The organism is Methanosarcina hadiensis (assembly GCF_046529725.1).
In the GTDB taxonomy this organism is placed as follows: Archaea; Halobacteriota; Methanosarcinia; order Methanosarcinales; family Methanosarcinaceae; genus Methanosarcina; species Methanosarcina hadiensis.
In genome coordinates this window covers 3829518-3849419 of record NZ_CP136241.1, presented here as the reverse complement: position 1 = coordinate 3849419, position 19902 = coordinate 3829518, and the positions used below count along the sequence as shown (strand labels likewise).

Below are 19902 nucleotides of genomic sequence, written 5' to 3'. Positions count from 1 at the left end.
AGATAAATAATAAATTTCTATTATAGAAAAATAACGGATTATAACAAATTTATATTTTAGAAGAGAAATAATCTGGTTCTACGGTTTCAAAATAAAGAACCTTTTGGTTATCTATAAAAGAGAAACCTTTAATAAAGACTACTACGTAAGGGGTTTTTTTGCTTGAGAGAGACTCGACTGTAGCACGAGAACAGGAGAACGACTTAGAAATCAAATAAAGAGAGTAAAGGAGTTCATAAGAATAATTGAAATATAATGACGAGTTTCTACCATATGCACAATAATAATATATTATTCTACCTGGCGATGCCAGAAAAAGCTAATCAGGAATGTGATTTGTAGAGAAAAAGATCTCAGGAAAGCAAGTTACGAAGGCATTTATGAAACATAATACCCCCAGCCTGACCGTTGACACTGTAATTCTCTTTAAAAACAAGCTTGTTCTGGTGAAGAGAAGATACCCTCCATATCAGGGAAAATTTGCCCTTCCTGGCGGCTTCGTAGAAATTGGGGAAACTACAGAAAAAGCAGCAACTAGAGAAGCTTTTGAAGAAACAGGTCTTTCTGTGGAAATTCTCAAACTTATCGGAGTCTATTCCGATCCCGAACGCGATCCAAGAAGGCATACAGTATCAGTGTGTTACCTTGCGAAAGGGCGCGGAGAATTAAAATCAGGTTCTGATGCTGATGCCGTTGAACTTTTTGAGCTTGATTCTGTTCCTGATCTGGCTTTTGACCACAATAAAATGATAAACGATGCAAAAAGTGATATTAATGCAGTTTTGTACTAAATGCAAGAGTATGATGTTTCCGAAAGATGGCAATTACCACTGTAGAAAATGCGGAAACATAATACCTATTGAAAGTGACGCAAAAAACTTTGTCTCCAAAGCCAAAATCGACGATCACGAAGTAGTTGTACTTGAAGGCGAACAGACCTCAGGCCTGCCAACAACAAGTGTAAAATGCCCGGAGTGCGGGAACAATACTGCAGCCTGGTGGCTAAGGCAGCTAAGGTCTGCAGATGAATCCGAAACCCGTTTCCTCAAATGTACCAAGTGCGGGTTCACCTGGAGAGAATACGACTAAATCCTGTGACTACATTCTACCGGGCCCTTCTTAAAAACGTGCTTCTGGAAAATACAACTTTAAAGAATATTTTTCTGAAAACTGATTTTCAGGTCGGAACTTCTCTTATGTTTCAGGCAGAGCCTGAAGCTTCCTGATTTTCTGACCAAGATTTATATAGTTGCCCGGACTTTGAACCTAATAGTTTAGCCCGATTCCACATACCATTCATCCGGATTTAGGGAGTTTCCCTTAAAAGAATGGGAAGTCCTAAATTGTAAGGAAATTTATATATCAGGGGATGGATAAGGAATTTAAGGCTTAATTTATTTGATGGAGAAGAATCATGTTCAAGGCAGCAATTAATGCAGAGCTTCTGAAAGACGCAATTGCCGCACTGGCTGTAATTGTAGATGAGGTAAGGTTCAAAATTAAACCCGAAGGTATTTCAGTAAAGGCAGTTGATCCTGCCAATGTTGCAATGGGGATTTTTGAGCTTGGATCATCAGCTTTTGAGGAATATAGCGCTGACGAGTCTGAGATAGGAATCGACCTGAATAAAATTACAGATCTCCTGGGAATTGCGGACAGGAATGATACAGTGCGGATGGAGCTTGAGGAAGGAAACAATAAGCTCCATATTGATGTAGGAGGGCTGTCCTATACTCTTTCTCTTCTGGACCCTTCAACAATCCGTGCAGAACCAAGAGTTCCTCAGCTCGAACTGCCTGCTAAAGTTGTCCTGAACGGTGCAGACCTCAGGCGTGCCGTTAAAGCCGCAGAAAAGATAAGCGACCATATGCTCATGGGAGTTTCTGGCGATACTTTCTATATGGAAGCAAAAGGTGATACAGATCAGGTCCGCCTGGAAATGGGCAGAGACCAGTTAATCGACCTGAAAGCAGGTGAAGCCTGTTCCCTCTTCTCCCTGGACTACCTGACAGATATAGTCAAGCCAACGAATAAGGTAAATGAGGTTACTCTCTCCCTTGGAAGAGATTTCCCTATTCTGATTGACTTTGAAATTGCAAACGGTGCAGGAAGAATCTCTTACCTGCTGGCTCCGAGAATTGAGTCGGACTAAGGATGGCATGCAGGCAGAAAAACTTGCATATTACCCATTTACTTCAGAAGCATCTGCCCACGTTGGAAACCTGGGAATTTCTTTAGAGAGCCTCCTTAATTCACGAGCCTACAGGGCTGCAAGGGTTCGTGGAATAGAAAGGGTAAAAGAGGCTCTTGAAGGAGAAATTAAAAAATCCCCTCTCTCAGGAGAAGCCCAGGTTCTTTCAGAACTCCTTTCCTATCCCTTTGCCAGGATGCTGGTTGCCTGTGTGGATGATCAGCTCTTTACCCGGCGCTATGCCCTGGCAGAAGCCAAGTCTGCCTATGCTTTTTTGAGAAACGAAACCCCGGACTTTCTGCTCGAATTCGGGGACGATTTCGGGATCTCAGCAGATTTTCAGGACTCTTATTTTGGCATGCATTTTACGGATTATATCCGGTTTTCAAACTCCCTGAAAGACCCATCCTGGAAACTGACAAACCGCCAGCTCAGGGCAGGCAAAATAAAAATCACAAAAGAAGAGTTTGCAAGGCTCCTTGAAGAAGCAATAAGGGAAAGAATAGAACAGTCCTTCCCTATTCCGGAAATTCCGCCAGAAGTTTCCAGTTTCTGTGCTCCCTATGTTGCCGGGATCAAAGAACAGTTTGAGGTCCAGAAAAAGAAATTCGGTGCTACGGACTTCGGAGCTGTTGAACCTGAGCTCTTTCCTCCCTGCATTGCTCATGCACTTGCTAATGTGCAGGGTGGAGTGAACCTGGCCCATTCAATGCGGTTTGCGATGACTTCTTTCCTGCTTAATGTGGGTATGTCAGTAGACGAGATCCTCAACCTTTTCAATGTCTCTCCAGATTTTGATACGGAAAAAACCCTCTATCAGATAGAGCATATTGCAGGCTCCACAGGCAATGCATATAAACCGCCTGCCTGCGACACGATGAGGACGTATGGCAATTGTGTTGGGAAAGACAGGCTCTGTGAAAAAATCAGCCATCCTCTGGGTTATTACGAGAGAAGGGTGTTCATAAAAAATAAAGAAAAGGAACAGACAGAGGGGGCAAAACAAAAGAAAAATGAAGAGAGTGGCGGGGGAGAAAAAGGAAATGAAAATGAAATAAAAGAGAAAAAGGGGAATAATTGAAGAATAAAAAATAAATAAAGGAATAATTGAGGAATTAAAGAAAATTATAGAGGAATTAAAGAAAATTATAGAGGAATCAAAGAAAATTATAGAGGAATCAAAGAAAATTATAGAGGAATCAAAGAAAATTATAGAGGAATCAAAGAAAATTATAGAGAAATTAAAGAGAATTATAAAGAAATTAAAGAAAATAACAGGTAATGATTGAGGAATATAAAAGAAGTAATAGAAGAATGAAAGTAAAATTCAGAACTGCCAGTCACTGGCCGTTCATAAAAACTGCCTGACAAATTCTTCTGGCATTAAAGTGCGTTTTGAGGTTTCTTCAACTGATGACCCTTCTCTCAGGAGCCTTTTTACTACACTTTCCATTGGTTCGCCAACTTCAATTATATGCATATCAGGGTCATAAAATCTGATAACACGTTGTCCCCAGGGCTGTTCTTTTAATTCATGCACATATTTTATAGAATCAGTGGTTCTGAGCTTTTGGAGAAAGCTATCCAGATCTTCTTCTTCGAAATACAGTTCGGAATTGTTTGATTTTTGAATGATATCATTTTTGTTTATGCCTATCAAATCTGAGAAATGTGATTTCAGATGTATGGCAAAGCCGCCTTCAAATGACACATTTTCTCCAAAATCGTACTGTACTTTTTGATTGAGAACCTTTTCATAAAAATTCCTGGAGATTTCCATGTTGGCAACAACAATAAGCGGGCATATAAATTTCATATTTATTCCTTCTTTTGCATGAGCATGATACTGAATATGGCTCACTATTTCAGGTTATTTTCCAGATTAATTATTTCAGATTATTTTCCAGATTAATTATTTCAGATTATTTTCCAGATTAATTATTTCAGATTATTTTCCAGATTAATTATTTCAGGTTATTTTCCAGATTACCGGTCAATTGATAAAAACACATTCAATAATTCTCTAAGCATTGTTCCAGTATATTACCTCTGTTCCTGAAGATTATTTCGATATTTATTAATCTCAGCCTAACAGACTGAAAGTATTGATTTAGAAATAATCGTAAGGTTAACAGACAAAGATTTAAGGTCACTGAATTACTAAAAATTTAAAGAAAAAATCGGGAGGATTGAGAAATGAAAAACCTATTTGATTTAACGGGAAGAGTTGCCATTGTAACAGGAGCCTCATCCGGGCTTGGGGTAGATTTTGCCAGGGCTCTGGCAAACCAGGGGGCAAATATTGCTCTGGTCGCACGCCGCGAAGAAAAATTGAAGGAAGTACAGAAGGAAATTGAAAAAATTGGAGTTACCTGCCGCTATTACGTATGCGATGTAACGCAAACAGACCAGATCAAAAACGCCGTAGAAAAAGTAGAAAAAGACTTCGGTAGAATCGATATCCTTGTAAACAATGCCGGCCTCGGACTCGTCGACAAAGCAGAACAAACCACTGATGAAATGTGGCGCTCAATGATTGATACCAACCTGAACGGTGTTTATTTCTTTGCTCGCGAAGTCGGAAAAGTAATGTTAAAGCAAAAATATGGAAGAATAATTAACATCGGATCAATCCACTCAACAGTTTCAATGAAAGGGATGCCGGTCACAGCCTATTGCTCAACAAAGGGAGGGGTTTTGATGCTTACCAAATCTCTGGCAACCGAATGGGCAAAAGAAGGCATTACTGTTAATGCAATCGGACCCGGTTACTTTGCCCTTGGAATGGCAGAAGGAGTTGTTGCTGACTCGGAATTTGAGAAAATCATCGAGTTCATGTGTCCTATGGGGCGTGCAGGAAAATCCGGAGATCTGGATACAACAGTCGTTTACCTTGCATCCGAGGAATCAAAATACATTACAGGTCAGATAATTACAGTTGACGGCGGCTGGACAGCACTATAATATAAAACATTGCTGTTTGTAAAGAGCTGAATTTCGAGTATTTCGATTAATTAAAAGATAAGGATGGTACAGCAGTAAAAAAGAGATTAAAAAGAGAATTCTTATCTCTCATTTAACTCTCTCACAACTGTTTCAACTACGCTCTTTTTTTCCAAAATTCCAGAAGAAATATGTTTCAATATAATTTACCGTTTTTTATATTCCCTGCATTTTTGCACGAATTTTTCTACCGGGAAGGTTGCAGGATGAGAATGCATATACCCTGCTAGAGTATTATGCTCAATCAGTCCGTCAAAACCGTCCTGTATCCCTTTCCCGCGGATCATTTCATATGCAAACCTGGCATCTCTGTCGCATTCCGTAAGCGAGTAATGGAACTCGTGGCCTCTGATATTGCGCGAAGAGAAATTTTTGTCAATAGGGCGGGCTTCGGTATATCCGAGAGCCTTCAGCCGGTTCGTCATGCGAGTATTTGCAGGCACGACATCAGCCAGTTTATAGACACGGTCATCTACCTCGTAAGTCCCGCAGAGATAGAGCAAGCCGCCACATTCCGCATAGATAGGCAGACCGTCAGATGCAAGCCCTTTCAATTTCCGGGTAGTTTCTGAGTTTTCGAGGGTTTCTGCATAAAGCTCGGGATAGCCGCCTCCAAGATAAATTCCGTCCACATCAGGGACTTCCCCTTCCATTGGACTGAAAAATACCACTTCTGCTCCATTATCTTCGAATGCGTCAAACATATCCCGGTAGTAGAAGCAAAAAGCAGGGTCCCAGGCAACTCCAATCCTGAGATCTTTTCCAGTTCTCAGTACGATATCAGTTTCAGGAACCGAACAGGGCTCAGCAAGCCCAATTACTGCATCAAGGTCAACATTTTCTTCGATAAATGCTGCCATTTCTGCAGTATTATAGTCTTTTTCATGGGCCATATAGAGCCCCAGGTGCCTTGAAGGAACCTCAATATCTTTCCGTCGGGGAATTGTGCCGATAATAGGAATATTGCCAGGAAGCGAATTCCTTACAAGCTCTGCATGCCGGGGGCTTCCTACCTGGTTAAGGATAACACCTGCGATCCTGACTTCCGGATCGAACTCTGAATAACCCTTCAGAAGGGCTGCGGCACTTCTGGACATGCCGTGTACATTGATTACCAGAACCACCGGAATATTAAGAGTCTTTGCTACGTGTGCCGAGCTCGCAACTTCCGTAGAATCGATTCCATCAAAAAGGCCCATAACTCCTTCAACAACAGCAATGTCAGCATCTGCAGACGTGCGGGCGACTGTCTGCCTGACACCTTCCGTCCCCATCATGTATGTATCCAGGTTTCGGGAGGGGCGTCCGCAGATTGCGGTGTGATGAGAAGGGTCGATATAATCCGGGCCTACCTTATAAGGCTGGACTTTTAGCTGCCTGTGCTTGAGAGCAGCCATAATACCCATGGAGACTGTAGTTTTTCCAACTCCGCTATGGGTTCCTGCGATAAGTATTCCTTTTGTCATTTGGTAACTATTGTATAATTAATATATATAAGCCTATTAACCAGACCGTTTCGAGCTTCTTACATTATTTAAAAAGATTAATGAATAGCAATTGCGAAATAATATGATTCATTCATATTTTCTAAAAAAAACTTGGATCGGACAGGGTCAATTAATCTAAAAATTTTTAAAGTATTAAGGAACTTATAATTGAGTGCAAGATATAGCATTATAAAATAGAATAAAGTATTATAAAGTTTTAAACTTATTTTTACTATTTTATATAGATTTATCAAGTTTTAGGCGTCTTTTATCTGTTTTATTTTTTATAATGAAGGCTTAGATTCTTTTTTTTGATTTTAATTTTGGGAAGTCAGATAAGTATTTTTAAATATTTCACGGTATCGACATTCTTAGGTTCCATATCTTCTCACATAAAAAGAGCAAGATAAGACGAAATTATTGGAACAATTGGAGGAACAAAATGCGCTTTAATGAAAAACCAATTGTGAAAATTCTGTCATGTGTTTCTATTTTAATAATGGTGTCAAGTTTGATTGCTGCAGGAGCTACCTGTAGTAAATCTACAGTAAACCCTGCAGATTGCGGACAGGCAAGCTGTGATTCATGCGACTGTAAGTCTATAATAGCTTGCAACCAGGCAGATTGTGACTGTGATTCATGTGACTGCAATTCTATTGCAGGTTGTGAGAATGCAATATCAAGTTTAACTGCAGGGGCTTCCTCTAACGCTCCTGCAGGTTGCAGACAGGCAAGCTGTGATTCATGCGATTGTAAGTCTGTTTCAGCCTGCGCCCAATCAAAATGTGACTGTGATTCGTGTAACTGCGCATCTACTCCAGATTCTGGTCAATCAATAAATGGAAAAACTGCGGGTTGTGGACAGGCAAGCTGTGATTCATCTGATTGTGAAGAATGTGACTGCGAATCTAGAGAAGCCTGTGCACAGGGGAATTGTGACTGTGAAGAGTGTGATTGTAACAATAAATGTACTCCAACAGTAAGCAACTCTGATGACAAGGCAAATTGTGATTCATCTGACTGTAAAGAATGTGACTGCGAATCCAGCGAAGCATGTGCACAGGGGAATTGTGACTGTGAGTCATGTAGCTGTGATTCAGACTGTGGTACTCCATGTGCTGCAACGGTAAGCGACTCTGATGATTCAGACAACTGTGACGATACATGTACCGTGGTAAGCGACTGTGGAAACACTGCAGCTGTATCGGAAGATGACTGTGGAGTCGCTTGGTATGTACCGATTGACGAAACAAGCTGTGGAGTTACTGTATCGGAAGGCTGCGGTGCAGATGAAGAAACAACCTGTAAAAAGGCATGTACTACAACAGTAAACAGCTGTGAAGACGATAAAGAAGAAGCAGTAAGCGGAAACGACTGTGAAGACGATAAAGAAGAAACAGTAAGCGGAAACGACTGTGAAGACGATAAAAAAGAAACAGTAAGCGGAAGCGACTGTGAAGACGATAAAGAAGAAGCAGTAAGCGGAAGCGACTGTGAAGACGATAAAGAAGAAGCAGTAAGCGGAAGCGACTGTGAAGACGATAAAGAAGAAGCAGTAAGCGGAAGCGACTGTGAAGACGATAAAGAAGAAGCAGTAAGCGGAAGCGACTGTGAAGACGATAAAAAAGAAGCAGTAAGTGGAAACGACTGTGAAGACGATAAAAAAGAAGCAGTAAGTGGAAACGACTGTGAAGACGATAAAAAAGAAGCAGTAAGCGGAAACGACTGTGAAGACGATAAAAAAGAAGCAGTAAGCGGAAACGACTGTGAAGACGAGAAAGAAGAAGCAGTAAGCGGAAGCGACTGTGAAGACGAGAAAGAAGAAGCAGTAAGCGGAAGCGACTGTGAAGACGAGAAAGAAGAAACAGTAAGCGGAAGCGACTGTGAAGACGATAAAAAAGAAGCAGTAAGTGGAAACGACTGTGAAGACGATAAAGAAGAAACAGTAAGCGGAAACGACTGTGAAGACGATAAAGAAGAAACAGTAAGCGGAAACGACTGTGAAGACGATAAAGAAGAAACAGTAAGCGGAAGCGACTGTACAAGGTAAACGAATAATTATAATTCGGGCCAAAAGCTAACTTATGTGCTGGAGAGTTAGAGATGCTCTCCGCACATAAAGTTAAAATGGAACTATTGAATATAACTACTATTTTTCAGATAGCTTTTTTAACAATTTAAAAACAGTAAATTTATCTGATTTTTGGATACTATTTCGCTAAATACCGAGTAGAATTCAAGCTTCAATATTTTTTCCACGAGTTTTTTAAACAACATGCGCTATCGATTTATATTAGCTGCAATTAGGTATTATAGTAGGCGATACATATCGCTACCAGATATTATTTTAGTCATTGAGCTTTTTATTATTCCAGATAACCGGATCGGGACTCTACAAAAAAATATTATTACCTTTATAATATAAATATGCCGGGGAAATATGAAAGACAAAAATTCAGGGAAAAACTTCCTGTTTCGGGAAGAAAAAGAAGAAAAATTCCTGGTCGATCCTTACGGGCGAAAAGTAACCGGACTTCGGATATCCATTACTGATAGGTGTAATCTCTCCTGTATGTACTGCCATAATGAAGGGGCAGACTGCTGCGCTTGCGGTCCCGTAGGAAAGGAAATGAGCCCGGAATTGATCTGTAATATTATCAGAGAGGCAGCAAAATTCGGAGTCCGTAAAGTAAAATTTTCAGGAGGAGAACCGCTTTTCCGAAAAGACTTCGAAGATATCCTTGCCTGTCTTCCTCCTTTAAAAGAAGTCTCGGCGACTACAAACGGAGTCATGCTTGAAAAACGTGCAAAAACTCTCAAATCTGCAGGTCTGGACAGGGTAAATATAAGCCTGGACACTCTTGACCCCGAGAAATATGAAAGAATCACCGGAGCCCCGCCTGGGACCCTTGAGAAAGTAATCAGGGGTATAGACAGCGCGGTAAAAGCCGGACTTACTCCGGTGAAACTGAATATGGTGCTCCTCAAAGGCATAAACGAGAATGAAATTGATGCAATGATGGACTTCATCCGCCCTTATAAAGGAAAAGTAATCCTGCAGCTCATCGAGCTCATGAATATTGACCCTGAGCTTTCAAAGTTTACTATTGATTCAAAAGCCCTTGAAAAAAATCTCGAAGAAAGAGCGAGTGAAGTAATGGTTCGGCACCTGCACCATAGAAAAAAATATGTAATCGATGGAGTTGAAGTTGAATTCGTTCGCCCGATGGATAATTCGGAGTTCTGTGCGCACTGCAGCAGGCTCAGGGTTACAGCAGATGGGAAATTTAAGCCATGTCTGCTTGTTCACGATAATCTTGTTGATATAGGAGAAGCAAAAAGCCCCGAAGAAATAGAAAAACTTCTCAGGCTTGCAGTAAGCCGCAGAAAGCCTTATTATATACCGATTATAGAAGTTAAAAGGCTGGAAAAAGCAAAAGAGTAAGGAAAAAAACACTCAGAGAGGAGAAAAAAATGAAAATCGAACTTCTTGTAGATGGCAGAAAAATCCCGATGAATGAATTTGTCCAGACAATTGTAGGTAATGTTATCAAGGCAATGGTAGAAACCCTTCACACAATCGACAGTGAATGGAAAGAAATTTCTATTCATATAGAACAGGACGAATCAAAGTAAGAAAAGAAAAAAGAGATTTAAAAGAGTTTTTTCCGAAATAAAAAGTAAAGCTGGTGTATGTCCAGCACAGGCTCTATTCTTTTTTAGTTAACTTATATAGCGCGGCTTTGTTGCCATCAAAGGTATTTTTCGATTTCAGAAAACTCTATCCTTGCTGTTGAATCAAGTGAAATCGGAGTTATTGATACATGCCCTTTTTGCATTATTGTATGCACATCAGTCCCTTCCTCTTCTTCTCGAATAAGGTCGCCTGCAATCCAGTAGTAAGGCCTGCCTCTGGGGTCATGACGCTCTTCAACATCGGTTTTAAAGACTTTTCTGGCAAGGCGGGTAATCTCTACCGGAGTATCCTCTTCGGCATGGAAAGGAATATTGATATTCAGAAGGTCTACATTTTCCGGCATTCCGTGCTTAAGGACATTGCGGGCAATTCTGTTAACAACTTTTATCCCGGCTTCAAAGCGCTCCCTGTGATAGTCCCTGGGGTCATCGAACTTCTGTCCTTCATCAAGCACCTGCATGGAAGCGGCAATTGCCGGGACTCCGTAACTTGCAGCTTCAAGGGCGCCTCCGATAGTACCCGAAGTGGTAATAGTATCCGTGCTTATGTTTTCTCCAATGTTAAAACCGGAGAGAACCAGATCAGGCATACCTTTCAGAATCGTGAAAATGCCGAGGATTACAGAATCCGTAGGAGTGCCTCCCACAGCATAGGCAGGTATGCCCCCTACATAGGTCTTCGTGATCCGGAGAGGCTCAAAGATAGAAATCGAGCGGCCCACTCCGCTTTGCTGGACGGCAGGAGCTGAAATTGTAACTTCACCAAGGTCCGAAACGCTGTCAAAAGCGGCTTTCAGGCCTGTCGAATAAACACCATCATCATTTGTAACGAGAATTTTTGGGACCATCTACTTTCCCATAAGTTGCAGGTTAATTTAAAATTTATGGAAACGCTGCACTAATCTTACTTTCACGCTGCAGACAGACGATTTCCAGACCAGATTTTATTCAAAGAGAATTATAGAAACAAAAATAATATATTATCGTGAATATATATTAATAAGAAATGTATAATGGGGGTGAAAATAAACCCTGAGATCTGGAGATGAAAAGGGGAAACGGGAGTTAGCTCAGGTTATTTTTTTTGTTCTCTATCATGGATAAAAGAATGTCGGCTGGAGTATCCATTATTACTGGTAATTGTGTGAACTTATAACTGTTGATAGTTATTAATAGATGATTAAAATCCAATAAACGATTAAAATCCGGAGAAATCCGGGGAGTGGTGTTGATGGTAGAAGAAGAGAAAGTAGAAGCATATGTAAATATAAAAGACAAAACTGCAAATCCCTCACCTTTGGGATTTACTGGCCTTGGCCTTTCTGCGGTTCTCTTAAGCCTCAGTTATATAGGACTTTACCCTGTAGATTCAATGATCGTGTCCATGGCAATATTCCTTGGAGGTTTTGCTCAGGTCATCGCGGGTATTATGGCATGGAAAAAGGGGAGTGTATTCGGAGGTACGGCATTCTGTGCGTTCGGGCTTTTCTGGTTCTCCCTTGCAGGACTGATACTTATGCCTTTAATTGGCTGGATTGAAGGACCTGAGCCTATAGCACTTGCAGCCTACCTCTTCCTCTGGGGAGTCTATACCTTCGTTATGCTATTAGCAACCTTGAAGCTGGGCAGTAAAGCTATAATGTTTGTTTTTGTGGTCCTTTTCGTACTGTTCATGCTGCTGGCCATCGTAAATGCTACAGGGAACACAGGCCTTCTAGTTATAGCTGGCTATGTAGGGCTTATCCTGGGTCTTGCATCCCTATATACCGGCCTTGCGGAAGTGCTTAATGATGCGTACGGAAGGACAGTTGCTCCAATATGAGGATCGAAAAACTGAAAGCGAGATAAGGAATAAACAAATTGGCCAAGAAAAAGTATGTATGGAATTAAAAGAAAAAAATACAACGGCATAAATGCCGAAATAAAAGATAAAACACAGGGCTGTTTGTTTAAACATTTCAGGCCCTGATTCTTTTTGATCCGGAATACCTCCTTTTCTAATTTTATAACTGGTTATTTCAGTTCCAGTTGTTCTTGTACCCGTAATTTTGAAACCGGCGGGGCGTTAAAGAAGGTGTTAGATCCTTCCTGCATGGGTTACTTTAACCTCAGGAGCTTTTAAACCAGGCTTGAAACAAACCCTTTCTAAGAATGACTTACACGGTTATAAAATGGAATCTGAAAGACCTGAGCACTGAAAAAGCATTTTGCTTTAACTTTTGGGATCTCAGGTTCGTAGATTCCGGTTTCTTACAGGTCATAGTTGATCCGTGTAAGTCCTGAAATACAAGGGTTAGAAAGTTTGTCTACTTTAACCGGCCGCTGATGACTGGTATTTTATCGGGTTTCTCTCAACTTTAGCCCGGAAAGTTATGCTCTGGTAAAGAGCAATTTCAATTCAGTTTTGAAAGGAGGCAAACCTGCAGAAGTTAATCAGCTGCAGTTAAAGTAATTATTTTAAGCATATTTTCAGCTTTGAAGCGTATTTTTCTAATTTTAAAGTACATGTTTAATTGTGTATTCATACAGGTGATAAACGCTTAAAGAAAACATTATCACCTTCATTGTTAGAAATTCCAGACTATGGAGCCATTCCCCTATCTCCACAATCGTTTCCGGATGTATACTTCTCTGTTCTATTACGGTTTTTACGATTTCCTGCAAACTTTTTCCTAACATTTTATCTTAACCCCACTGATAATGTATTCTATTAGACGTTACCTCAAAGCATTCCCTGTTTGAAAATGCCCTGTACGGGATATTTTTTATCCAACATAGTCTCAGGAGGAGCCTTCTGTTTGAAGACGTCCTTCATAGCATACACTATCCGACATAGTCTTGAAGAGGCATCTCCATATTGAAAATGCCATATCTTACCCCACCGACTCTAGCTTTAGAAGCTTGTCATATTAAAACTTGTTGAGCTTGTATAAGAGAATTTTATATGAATTTATGAATAATTTACACGCCTTTCAATGAACCTTTTAGCCATAGATTAGAAAAAATAAGTTGAATATTAATGGTAAAAGGAGAGAAGCCACGAAAACAAAACAAAGCTTAAAGGTCCTGGATTGAAAAAAGAAGATAGTATCGGGTTTTTAGTCATGACCAGAATTTGTTATGCAAAATGCTACCTGAGCGCAGATCGGAGGTAATCAACCGATTGCTTTTTTTCCTTTATTTCCTCTCGCATCTTAATATTACAGGAGCGCAAAGATTTGGAATGAACTTCCATATTGGCTATCCCCTGGTGCAGAGATAAAATTTAATAAAGTATATATTACAATTTAAATTATTATTTTTCATGAAAAACGAAATCTCTGCTCGCCCCTTTTCACTGAAAATCTATTTGCTAATTATTATCGCGCTTTCATGGCCTTTTCAGATAGCGTACCCGCTTTTAGGGGAAGCCTTTAGACCTCTCCTTTTATTATCAATGATAATGGTTGCCGTCGGCACTTATATTGCCGGCAGGCTTGTGTTCAGGGACGGGTTTGAAGATGCCGGCTGGCAGTGGGGCAAACCCGGGCATTATGTATACGCGTTTGGGCTTGCATTATTTTTGTGGGCTTTTTCGAGAATCGTTGAACAGCTTCTGGGGATTTATGAAGCTCCTAAAGACGTAAACATCACAACCATTCTGGCTGAGTTTTTACTTAGCTTTACAATTACGCTTATTCCGGCTTTTAGTGAGGAGTTTGGCTGGCGTGGATATCTGTTGCCCCGTTTATTCACGCGATACAGTACCCGCTATGCACTGCTTCTGCACGGCTTTATCACCTGGGTATGGCACCTGCCAGTTGTAGTTGTGATGGGAACGCAATTAGGTGGAAATCCTCTCATTTCAGTGCCGCTTATTATGCTTATCAGTTTGATACCGACAATTATGCATGCAGTTGTATTTGCCTACATATGGTCAAGCACGCAGAGTTTAGCCGTAGCGACCGTTTACCATGCCGCATTTGATGAGGTTCGTGATTCCATTGAAGGGACGGTTGGTTTGGGTCCGCTTTCACAAAACTGGCAGATGTTAATTCTTACTATTTTGGGAATTGCGCTATTATGGAAAGCAAAATGGAAAGTCAAGAGCAGAAAGGTATTGGATTAAAAACAAGCACAAAAAAGCAAGTTTTAGCCCTGTGCTTCAACACTTTGGATGACGCGCCTGAGAATTAGTTTTTCCATACAACACCATCTCTAAGAGCCCTTTCTCTAAAAGTTTTCGAAACTCTAGAAAGATCTACAATGTCAACGGTATAGGGTATGTTAAGTTCATCAATTTTTTCTTTTAATAAAACTATTTTCTTCTTATCAAGATCGTTTTCCGGAAGAATTCCAATATCAATATCTGAAACTCTACTATAATCTCCTCTAGCCCTGGAACCAAAAAGTATAACGATAACATTTTCATCTTTAAAAGTTTCAAAAATAAGTGATCTCAGTTCCTGAATGCTTTTTTGGTAGATAGGGGAAGGAATGCTCATCCGTTATTCATTTAGAGTTTCAATACTTGAATTTAATGTTAGTTGCAGAGAACTTTAAATTTGAGTAGATGTAGCTAAATCTTACCGTTAACTATCATCTTTCTACTTCTCTACCCATCGTCTCAGAGCAGTGCAAATTTAATATAATGATTCCCTTTATCCATCTATTATTTCTAGCAAATTAAAAATTCACGATTACCTGATATCCCCCAATCAATATCACGAGGACTTATAAAATGGATAAATATGAAAAAGTATTTGAGCTGGCAAAACGCCGCGGCTTTTTATGGAACTCATTTGAGCTGTATGGCGGAAGCCGTGGCTTTTACGATTACGGACCTCTAGGGAGCACGCTCAAGAGGCGAATAGAGCAGATATGGAGAGAATTTTACGTTATTCAGGAAGGGCATATGGAAATTGAGTGCCCGACTATAGGCATTGAAGACGTCTTTATCGCATCCGGGCACGTTGGAGGCTTTTCTGATCCACTTTGTGAGTGCATGAACTGTAAAGAGGCTTTCCGGGCTGACCATCTTGTAGAAGATGTGACAGAGGCGGCAGGGACCCTGAGCGCAGAAGACCTTACAAGGGTTATTAAGAAAAACGGAATCAGATGCCCTGAGTGCGGTGGAGAATTCGGGGAAGCCTATGAGTTTAACCTGATGTTCAAGACCACAATAGGGCCAGGAACCGGAAGGCAGGGTTACCTCAGGCCTGAAACGGCGCAGGGGATGTTTGTAGACTTCCAGAGGCTGTCCCGCTTTTATAGGGATAAGCTGCCTTTCGGGGCTGTGCAGATAGGCAAGTCTTACAGGAACGAGATTGCACCAAGGCAGGGTGTTATAAGGCTCAGGGAATTCACTCAGGCTGAGTGTGAGATCTTTGTTGATCCGAGGAACAAGAAGCACCCCAAATTCGAGCGCTTCGCAGATAAGGAACTTACTCTTTATTCACAGGAAGCGCAGAAAAAGGGCGAATCCATCAGGATGACTGTACGGGAAGCTGTGAAGAGCGGAGTCATTGCCCATGAAGTTCTGGGCTACAATATTGCGCTTACCAATGAGTTCCTGACAAAAGTAGGAATGGACCCTGCAAAACTCAGGTTCAGACAGCACCTTACAGATGAGATGGCGCACTATGCAATCGACTGCTGGGACGCTGAAATTGAAACAGAGCGCTTCGGCTGGGTTGAAATCGTGGGGATTGCCGACAGGACGGACTATGACCTTAAAGCCCATGCAAGAGTTAGCAAAACCGACCTTTACGTTTACGTTGAATATGACGAGCCCAAAATGGTTACCCGCTTTGTTGTAAAACCGAATATGGGTAAACTCGGCCCTCTTTTTAAGGGTAAAGCAAAAGCCGTTGCAGATGCCTTAAAACAGCTTTCTGAAGAAGAGCTCTCAAAGGACCAGATCATAGTTACCGTGGACGGAGAAGAACTGACCGTCAGTTCGGATGTGGTTGACTTCGCCGAAGAAACCGTAAAAGTCAGTGGAGAAAACGTAATTCCTCACGTCATTGAACCTTCTTACGGAATAGACAGGATCTTCTACGGTGTCATGGAGCACGCCTTTGACGAGGAAAATGTTGCCCAGAAGGCAGCAGAATCCGGGCTCAAAGGTGCGGAGGCAATAGAAGGCGCAGAAAAAGCAGAGAAGGCAGAAAAAGGATCTGAAACTGCAAAGGATGAAGCTGAGGGAGAAGGCGAAGAGGAAGCCCGTCTTGTAATGCACTTCTCAAGTGCAGTTGCCCCTGTTCAGGTGGCAGTTCTCCCGCTCCTGACCAGAAAAGAGCTTGCAGACCCGGCAAAAGTAATTGTCGCAAGCCTCAGGGAAAAGAACCTGCTTGTCAACTATGATGACTCAGGCACTATTGGGCGCCGCTACAGGAGAAATGACGAAATAGGAACTCCATACTCGGTTACTGTGGATTATGACACCCTTCAGGACAGGACTGTCACAATCAGGGACAGGGACTCCATGAGGCAGATCAGGGCTCCTATCAGCGGGATCGAAAATGTGCTTTATGAGCTGATTTACAGGGGCAGAAATTTCGAATCTGCAGGTAAACCCTTTAATTTCTGAATTAAAGAATTGGTTAAAAAGAATTAATTAAGGAATTAATTAAGGAATTAATTAAAGAACTAAGTACAAATAGTAAATAAATGGTAAATTTCTGAGCTGTGGGATGAAGAGCCTGCAGCAAAACCTTAATTTTTAATTACTTAAATAATAACTTAATATAGAGTAAATAGTTTAGAGTAAAATATTAGAGTAAATAGTTTAGAGTAAAATATTAGAGTAAATAGTTTAGAGCAAAACAGTTTAAAGAAGAATAGTTATATGAAGTAAAACTCAAAGCCCCCGAATTAAGATGAGCGAAAGTCTTTTTCCTGAAAAACCAGCATTCATGAGTCATCCGCTGATAAAGCCTGATACCGTTGAGCAGAGACTCTACCAGCTTAACCTCGCAGGAAAAGCTCTTGAAGGCTCGAGCCTTGTTGTCCTTCCTACAGGGCTCGGAAAAACAATTATAGCTCTTTTTGTAATTGCATCCCGGCTCCAGCGATTCGGAGGAAAAGCCCTTATTCTCTCTCCTACAAAGCCTCTTGTTGAGCAGCACGCAGCTTTCTTTAAAAAGGTAATGGCTCTTCCTGAAGAAGAGGTTCTTGCTTTTACTGGCAGCATTTCTCCCACAGAAAGGGAAAGGCTCTGGGCGCAGGGAAAACTCATAGTGTCAACTCCTCAGGTAATTGAAAATGATATCCTTACCAGACGGATCGGCCTTGAGGACGTAAGCCATATCACTTTTGACGAAGCTCACAGGGCAGTCGGAAATTATGCTTATACCTTTATTGCGGAGAAGTATTTTGAGAGCGCGAGAAATCCGCATATCCTCGGAATTACTGCAAGCCCTGGAAGTTCGGATGAGAAAATCTCAGAGGTCTGCGAAGCCCTGCACGTCCAGAACGTTGCCGTAAAAACGGAAAAAGACAGGGACGTTAAGCCGTATGTGCAGGAAAAAGAAATAGAGTGGCTTCATGTCAATCTTCCTGCGGAAATGGCAGAGATAAGAAGCTATCTGGAAAAGATTTTCAATGACAGGCTTGCAATTATCAGAAATATGGGCTTTTCTGTGGGCAGCGGGAAGTATGTCTCTAAAAAAGACCTCCTGCTCCTCCAGAAAAAGCTTCAGGGAGAAATAAGGATAGGAGGAGATCCTGCAATCTTTTCTGCCATGTCCGTGGTCGCAGAAATAATGAAAGTGAACCATGCAGTGGAAATGGTGGAAACCCAGGGGATTGAGGCTCTTAGAAAATACCTGGAAAAACTGGATGCTGAAGCTTCTTCCAGCAATGCGAGCAAGGCTGCAAAAAGATTGATGGACGACCTCTATATGCGAAAAACCCTTTACAGGGTAAAAGAATGCGATGTTGAGCATCCCAAACTTGAGGTTACTAGAAAAATTGTTTGCGAGCAGCTTGAAGGAAACCCCGATTCGCGGGTAATTGTTTTTACGAATTATAGAGACAGCGCTGAAATGGTAACTAACGCTCTTTCGGAAGTCTCCGGAATTATTCCTGTCCGTTTTGTCGGGCAGGGGTCGCGCCATAAGGACAAAGGGCTAACTCAAAAGAAGCAGGTAGAAATCCTGGACAGGTTCAGGGCCGGAGAATATAATGTCCTGGTAGCTACCTCTGTTGCCGAGGAAGGCCTTGACATTCCTGCTACAGATCTTGTTCTGTTTTATGAACCTGTTCCTTCTGAGATCCGGAGCATCCAGCGCAAAGGAAGGACAGGCAGGCAGCATAAAGGCAGAGTGACTGTTCTTGTGACAAAAGGTACGAGAGACGAGGCTTATTACTGGAGCAGCAAAAATAAGGAAAAAAGGATGCTGAACAGTATGCACGGGCTTGAAGCTGTCCTGGGGCCAAAAACTTCAAAGAAAAGCGCAGCACTTTCGGATTTTGAAGGTTTATCCTTTGTTCTGGACTCAACACAAAACTCGAAGCCAGACTCAAGACAGGACTCGAAGCCGGAGTTACTAGAAAACGAAAGCGAAATCTGGGATAAAATTGAAAGCGAGGATGTAGACAAACATCCGGACGGCGATAGTAGCGGTCTTGAAGATGTCAGGGAAAATGGAAACGGGGACCGGGAAGATACAGGTATGAACCTGGAAAGAAGTCCGGGTGACAGCGGAAAGAAAGAAGGAAACGAAAAAGCTGATGCAAACATAAAAGAAAGACAAAAAACCCTTGTGGATTTTGGAGCCGCATCAGGGGAAAATTCAGCAGAACCCCTTAAAATTGTGGTCGACCACAGGGAAACAAAATGCGGAGTTGCAAAAGCTCTTGATAGGCTCGGCATGGAACTCAGCTTTATGGCTCTTGAAATAGGAGATTACATTGTAAGTGACCGCCTTGCTGTGGAAAGAAAGCGTACTGATGACTTTGCAAGCTCCCTGATAGATGGAAAACGCAATCTCTTTGCCCAGCTCTCTGACCTTTCTAGAGTTTATGAAAAACCTGTCCTGATAATCGAAGGGGAAGACCTTTTTACATCCAGGCAGATCAATCCAAATGCTATTTACGGCTCTCTAGTCTCTATTGCTATCGATTTTGGGGTATCCATCCTTTATTCGCGGGATGAGGAAGAGACCGCGTCTATTTTAAAAATACTTGCAAAGAGGGAGCAGACAGAAAATAAACGTGAAATAAATCCTCACGGAAAAAAATCTGCCAGCACTCTTGCAGAACAGCAGGAATATCTTATCTCTTCGATCTCGAATATCGGGCCAAAAGCCGCTAAAAACCTTCTTTCATACTTTGGCTCGGTAGAAGCTGTTATGCGCGCTGACATAGAAGAGCTCAAAAAAGTAAAACAAATAGGCCCGAAAACAGCAGCCAGGATCAGAGAAGTCCTTGAAAGCCCGTATAAAGGATAAAAGACAGGCTGTGAAGTTTCCGTATTCAAATACAACCAGAAGTACATGTGTAACCAGAAAAACTAGAAAGAAAACTAGAAAAATAGAAAAA

General features: G+C 41.5%; 17 protein-coding genes. 12 read left to right on the top strand and 5 right to left on the bottom strand.

Going from position 1 to position 19902, the window contains the following annotated elements; all coding sequences use genetic code 11:
• The first annotated feature begins 380 nt into the window (after window positions 1-380).
• The 4 genes from RSJ42_RS16500 to priL all read left to right on the top strand — a co-directional run bounded on the left by RSJ42_RS16500 (window position 381) and on the right by priL (window position 3272).
• The gene (locus RSJ42_RS16500; RefSeq protein WP_410508332.1) at window positions 381-791 is read left to right on the top strand and encodes an NUDIX domain-containing protein; all 411 of its coding nucleotides are present in this window, start codon (window positions 381-383) and stop codon (window positions 789-791) included.
• Window positions 775-1089 carry a transcription factor S gene (locus tag RSJ42_RS16495; protein ID WP_410508331.1) on the top strand — a complete coding sequence of 105 codons (315 nt, stop codon included), beginning with the start codon at window positions 775-777 and terminating at the stop codon, window positions 1087-1089. The genes RSJ42_RS16500 and RSJ42_RS16495 overlap by 17 nt, the downstream gene beginning before the upstream one ends.
• 325 nt (window positions 1090-1414) lie before the next feature.
• Entirely contained in the window at window positions 1415-2152 is a 738-nt protein-coding gene (locus tag RSJ42_RS16490) for a DNA polymerase sliding clamp (RefSeq protein WP_410508330.1), read from the top strand.
• A 7-nt stretch (window positions 2153-2159) separates the two neighbouring features.
• Entirely contained in the window at window positions 2160-3272 is a 1113-nt protein-coding gene (priL, locus tag RSJ42_RS16485) for a DNA primase regulatory subunit PriL (protein ID WP_410510400.1), read from the top strand.
• 270 nt (window positions 3273-3542) lie between these two features.
• Here priL and RSJ42_RS16480 read toward each other — a convergent pair whose 3' ends face one another.
• The gene (locus RSJ42_RS16480) at window positions 3543-4007 is read right to left on the bottom strand and encodes a glyoxalase/bleomycin resistance/dioxygenase family protein (RefSeq protein WP_410508329.1); all 465 of its coding nucleotides are present in this window, start codon (window positions 4005-4007) and stop codon (window positions 3543-3545) included.
• Window positions 4008-4387: 380 nt separating this feature from the next.
• Here RSJ42_RS16480 and RSJ42_RS16475 point away from each other — a divergent pair, with 380 nt between their 5' ends.
• On the top strand, window positions 4388-5155 hold the full coding sequence (locus RSJ42_RS16475) for an SDR family oxidoreductase (protein ID WP_410508328.1): 768 nt from the start codon (window positions 4388-4390) through the stop codon (window positions 5153-5155).
• A 185-nt stretch (window positions 5156-5340) separates the two neighbouring features.
• Here the strand turns inward: RSJ42_RS16475 and RSJ42_RS16470 are convergent, their stop codons facing one another.
• A complete protein-coding gene (locus tag RSJ42_RS16470; protein ID WP_410508327.1) occupies window positions 5341-6660 on the bottom strand; it encodes a cobyrinate a,c-diamide synthase in 1320 nt (439 codons plus the stop codon).
• A gap of 463 nt (window positions 6661-7123) precedes the next feature.
• Here RSJ42_RS16470 and RSJ42_RS16465 point away from each other — a divergent pair, with 463 nt between their 5' ends.
• The 3 genes from RSJ42_RS16465 to RSJ42_RS16455 all read left to right on the top strand — a co-directional run bounded on the left by RSJ42_RS16465 (window position 7124) and on the right by RSJ42_RS16455 (window position 10317).
• Entirely contained in the window at window positions 7124-8731 is a 1608-nt protein-coding gene (locus tag RSJ42_RS16465; RefSeq protein WP_410508326.1) for a hypothetical protein, read from the top strand.
• A 390-nt stretch (window positions 8732-9121) separates the two neighbouring features.
• Window positions 9122-10126 carry a GTP 3',8-cyclase MoaA gene (moaA, locus tag RSJ42_RS16460; RefSeq protein WP_410508325.1) on the top strand — a complete coding sequence of 335 codons (1005 nt, stop codon included), beginning with the start codon at window positions 9122-9124 and terminating at the stop codon, window positions 10124-10126.
• Between the two features lie 29 nt (window positions 10127-10155).
• Window positions 10156-10317 (top strand): hypothetical protein, encoded by a 162-nt coding sequence (locus RSJ42_RS16455; protein WP_410508324.1) that lies wholly within the window; start codon window positions 10156-10158, stop codon window positions 10315-10317.
• A gap of 116 nt (window positions 10318-10433) precedes the next feature.
• On the opposite strand, the gene surE is transcribed toward RSJ42_RS16455, so the two are convergent.
• Window positions 10434-11225, bottom strand: coding sequence for a 5'/3'-nucleotidase SurE (gene surE / locus RSJ42_RS16450; protein ID WP_410508323.1), 792 nt, complete (start codon window positions 11223-11225; stop codon window positions 10434-10436).
• A 383-nt stretch (window positions 11226-11608) separates the two neighbouring features.
• Here surE and RSJ42_RS16445 point away from each other — a divergent pair, with 383 nt between their 5' ends.
• A complete protein-coding gene (locus RSJ42_RS16445; RefSeq protein WP_410508322.1) occupies window positions 11609-12199 on the top strand; it encodes an acetate uptake transporter in 591 nt (196 codons plus the stop codon).
• 674 nt (window positions 12200-12873) lie between these two features.
• Here RSJ42_RS16445 and RSJ42_RS16440 read toward each other — a convergent pair.
• Window positions 12874-13056: a hypothetical protein gene (locus tag RSJ42_RS16440; protein ID WP_410508321.1), complete on the bottom strand. Its 183-nt coding sequence runs from the start codon at window positions 13054-13056 to the stop codon at window positions 12874-12876.
• 763 nt (window positions 13057-13819) lie between these two features.
• On the opposite strand from RSJ42_RS16440, the gene RSJ42_RS16435 reads away from it, so the two are divergent.
• Window positions 13820-14485, top strand: a complete 666-nt coding sequence (locus tag RSJ42_RS16435) for a CPBP family intramembrane glutamic endopeptidase (protein WP_410508320.1) — start codon at window positions 13820-13822, stop codon at window positions 14483-14485.
• Window positions 14486-14549: 64 nt separating this feature from the next.
• Here the strand turns inward: RSJ42_RS16435 and RSJ42_RS16430 are convergent, their stop codons facing one another.
• Window positions 14550-14861, bottom strand: coding sequence for a nucleotidyltransferase family protein (locus RSJ42_RS16430; protein ID WP_410508319.1), 312 nt, complete (start codon window positions 14859-14861; stop codon window positions 14550-14552).
• 236 nt (window positions 14862-15097) lie between these two features.
• Here RSJ42_RS16430 and glyS point away from each other — a divergent pair, with 236 nt between their 5' ends.
• Both glyS and RSJ42_RS16420 read left to right on the top strand, forming a co-directional pair.
• Window positions 15098-16948, top strand: coding sequence for a glycine--tRNA ligase (gene glyS / locus RSJ42_RS16425; protein ID WP_410508318.1), 1851 nt, complete (start codon window positions 15098-15100; stop codon window positions 16946-16948).
• Window positions 16949-17237: 289 nt separating this feature from the next.
• The gene (locus RSJ42_RS16420) at window positions 17238-19811 is read left to right on the top strand and encodes a DEAD/DEAH box helicase (protein ID WP_410508317.1); all 2574 of its coding nucleotides are present in this window, start codon (window positions 17238-17240) and stop codon (window positions 19809-19811) included.
• The last annotated feature ends 91 nt before the right edge of the window (window positions 19812-19902 follow it).

What these genes read in the sequence shown, in the direction of transcription:
- priL (WP_410510400.1), top strand. Translation starts at nt 2,160, where the DNA reads ATGCAGGCAGAAAAACTTGCATATTACCCATTTACTTCAGAAGCATCT.
- moaA (WP_410508325.1), top strand. Translation starts at nt 9,122, where the DNA reads ATGAAAGACAAAAATTCAGGGAAAAACTTCCTGTTTCGGGAAGAAAAA.
- RSJ42_RS16490 (WP_410508330.1), top strand. Translation starts at nt 1,415, where the DNA reads ATGTTCAAGGCAGCAATTAATGCAGAGCTTCTGAAAGACGCAATTGCC.
- RSJ42_RS16465 (WP_410508326.1), top strand. Translation starts at nt 7,124, where the DNA reads ATGCGCTTTAATGAAAAACCAATTGTGAAAATTCTGTCATGTGTTTCT.
- RSJ42_RS16470 (WP_410508327.1), bottom strand. Translation starts at nt 6,660, where the DNA reads ATGACAAAAGGAATACTTATCGCAGGAACCCATAGCGGAGTTGGAAAA.
- surE (WP_410508323.1), bottom strand. Translation starts at nt 11,225, where the DNA reads ATGGTCCCAAAAATTCTCGTTACAAATGATGATGGTGTTTATTCGACA.
- RSJ42_RS16435 (WP_410508320.1), top strand. Translation starts at nt 13,820, where the DNA reads ATGGTTGCCGTCGGCACTTATATTGCCGGCAGGCTTGTGTTCAGGGAC.
- RSJ42_RS16495 (WP_410508331.1), top strand. Translation starts at nt 775, where the DNA reads ATGCAGTTTTGTACTAAATGCAAGAGTATGATGTTTCCGAAAGATGGC.
- glyS (WP_410508318.1), top strand. Translation starts at nt 15,098, where the DNA reads ATGGATAAATATGAAAAAGTATTTGAGCTGGCAAAACGCCGCGGCTTT.
- RSJ42_RS16430 (WP_410508319.1), bottom strand. Translation starts at nt 14,861, where the DNA reads ATGAGCATTCCTTCCCCTATCTACCAAAAAAGCATTCAGGAACTGAGA.
- RSJ42_RS16480 (WP_410508329.1), bottom strand. Translation starts at nt 4,007, where the DNA reads ATGAAATTTATATGCCCGCTTATTGTTGTTGCCAACATGGAAATCTCC.
- RSJ42_RS16420 (WP_410508317.1), top strand. Translation starts at nt 17,238, where the DNA reads ATGAGCGAAAGTCTTTTTCCTGAAAAACCAGCATTCATGAGTCATCCG.
- RSJ42_RS16455 (WP_410508324.1), top strand. Translation starts at nt 10,156, where the DNA reads ATGAAAATCGAACTTCTTGTAGATGGCAGAAAAATCCCGATGAATGAA.
- RSJ42_RS16440 (WP_410508321.1), bottom strand. Translation starts at nt 13,056, where the DNA reads ATGTTAGGAAAAAGTTTGCAGGAAATCGTAAAAACCGTAATAGAACAG.
- RSJ42_RS16445 (WP_410508322.1), top strand. Translation starts at nt 11,609, where the DNA reads ATGGTAGAAGAAGAGAAAGTAGAAGCATATGTAAATATAAAAGACAAA.
- RSJ42_RS16475 (WP_410508328.1), top strand. Translation starts at nt 4,388, where the DNA reads ATGAAAAACCTATTTGATTTAACGGGAAGAGTTGCCATTGTAACAGGA.
- RSJ42_RS16500 (WP_410508332.1), top strand. Translation starts at nt 381, where the DNA reads ATGAAACATAATACCCCCAGCCTGACCGTTGACACTGTAATTCTCTTT.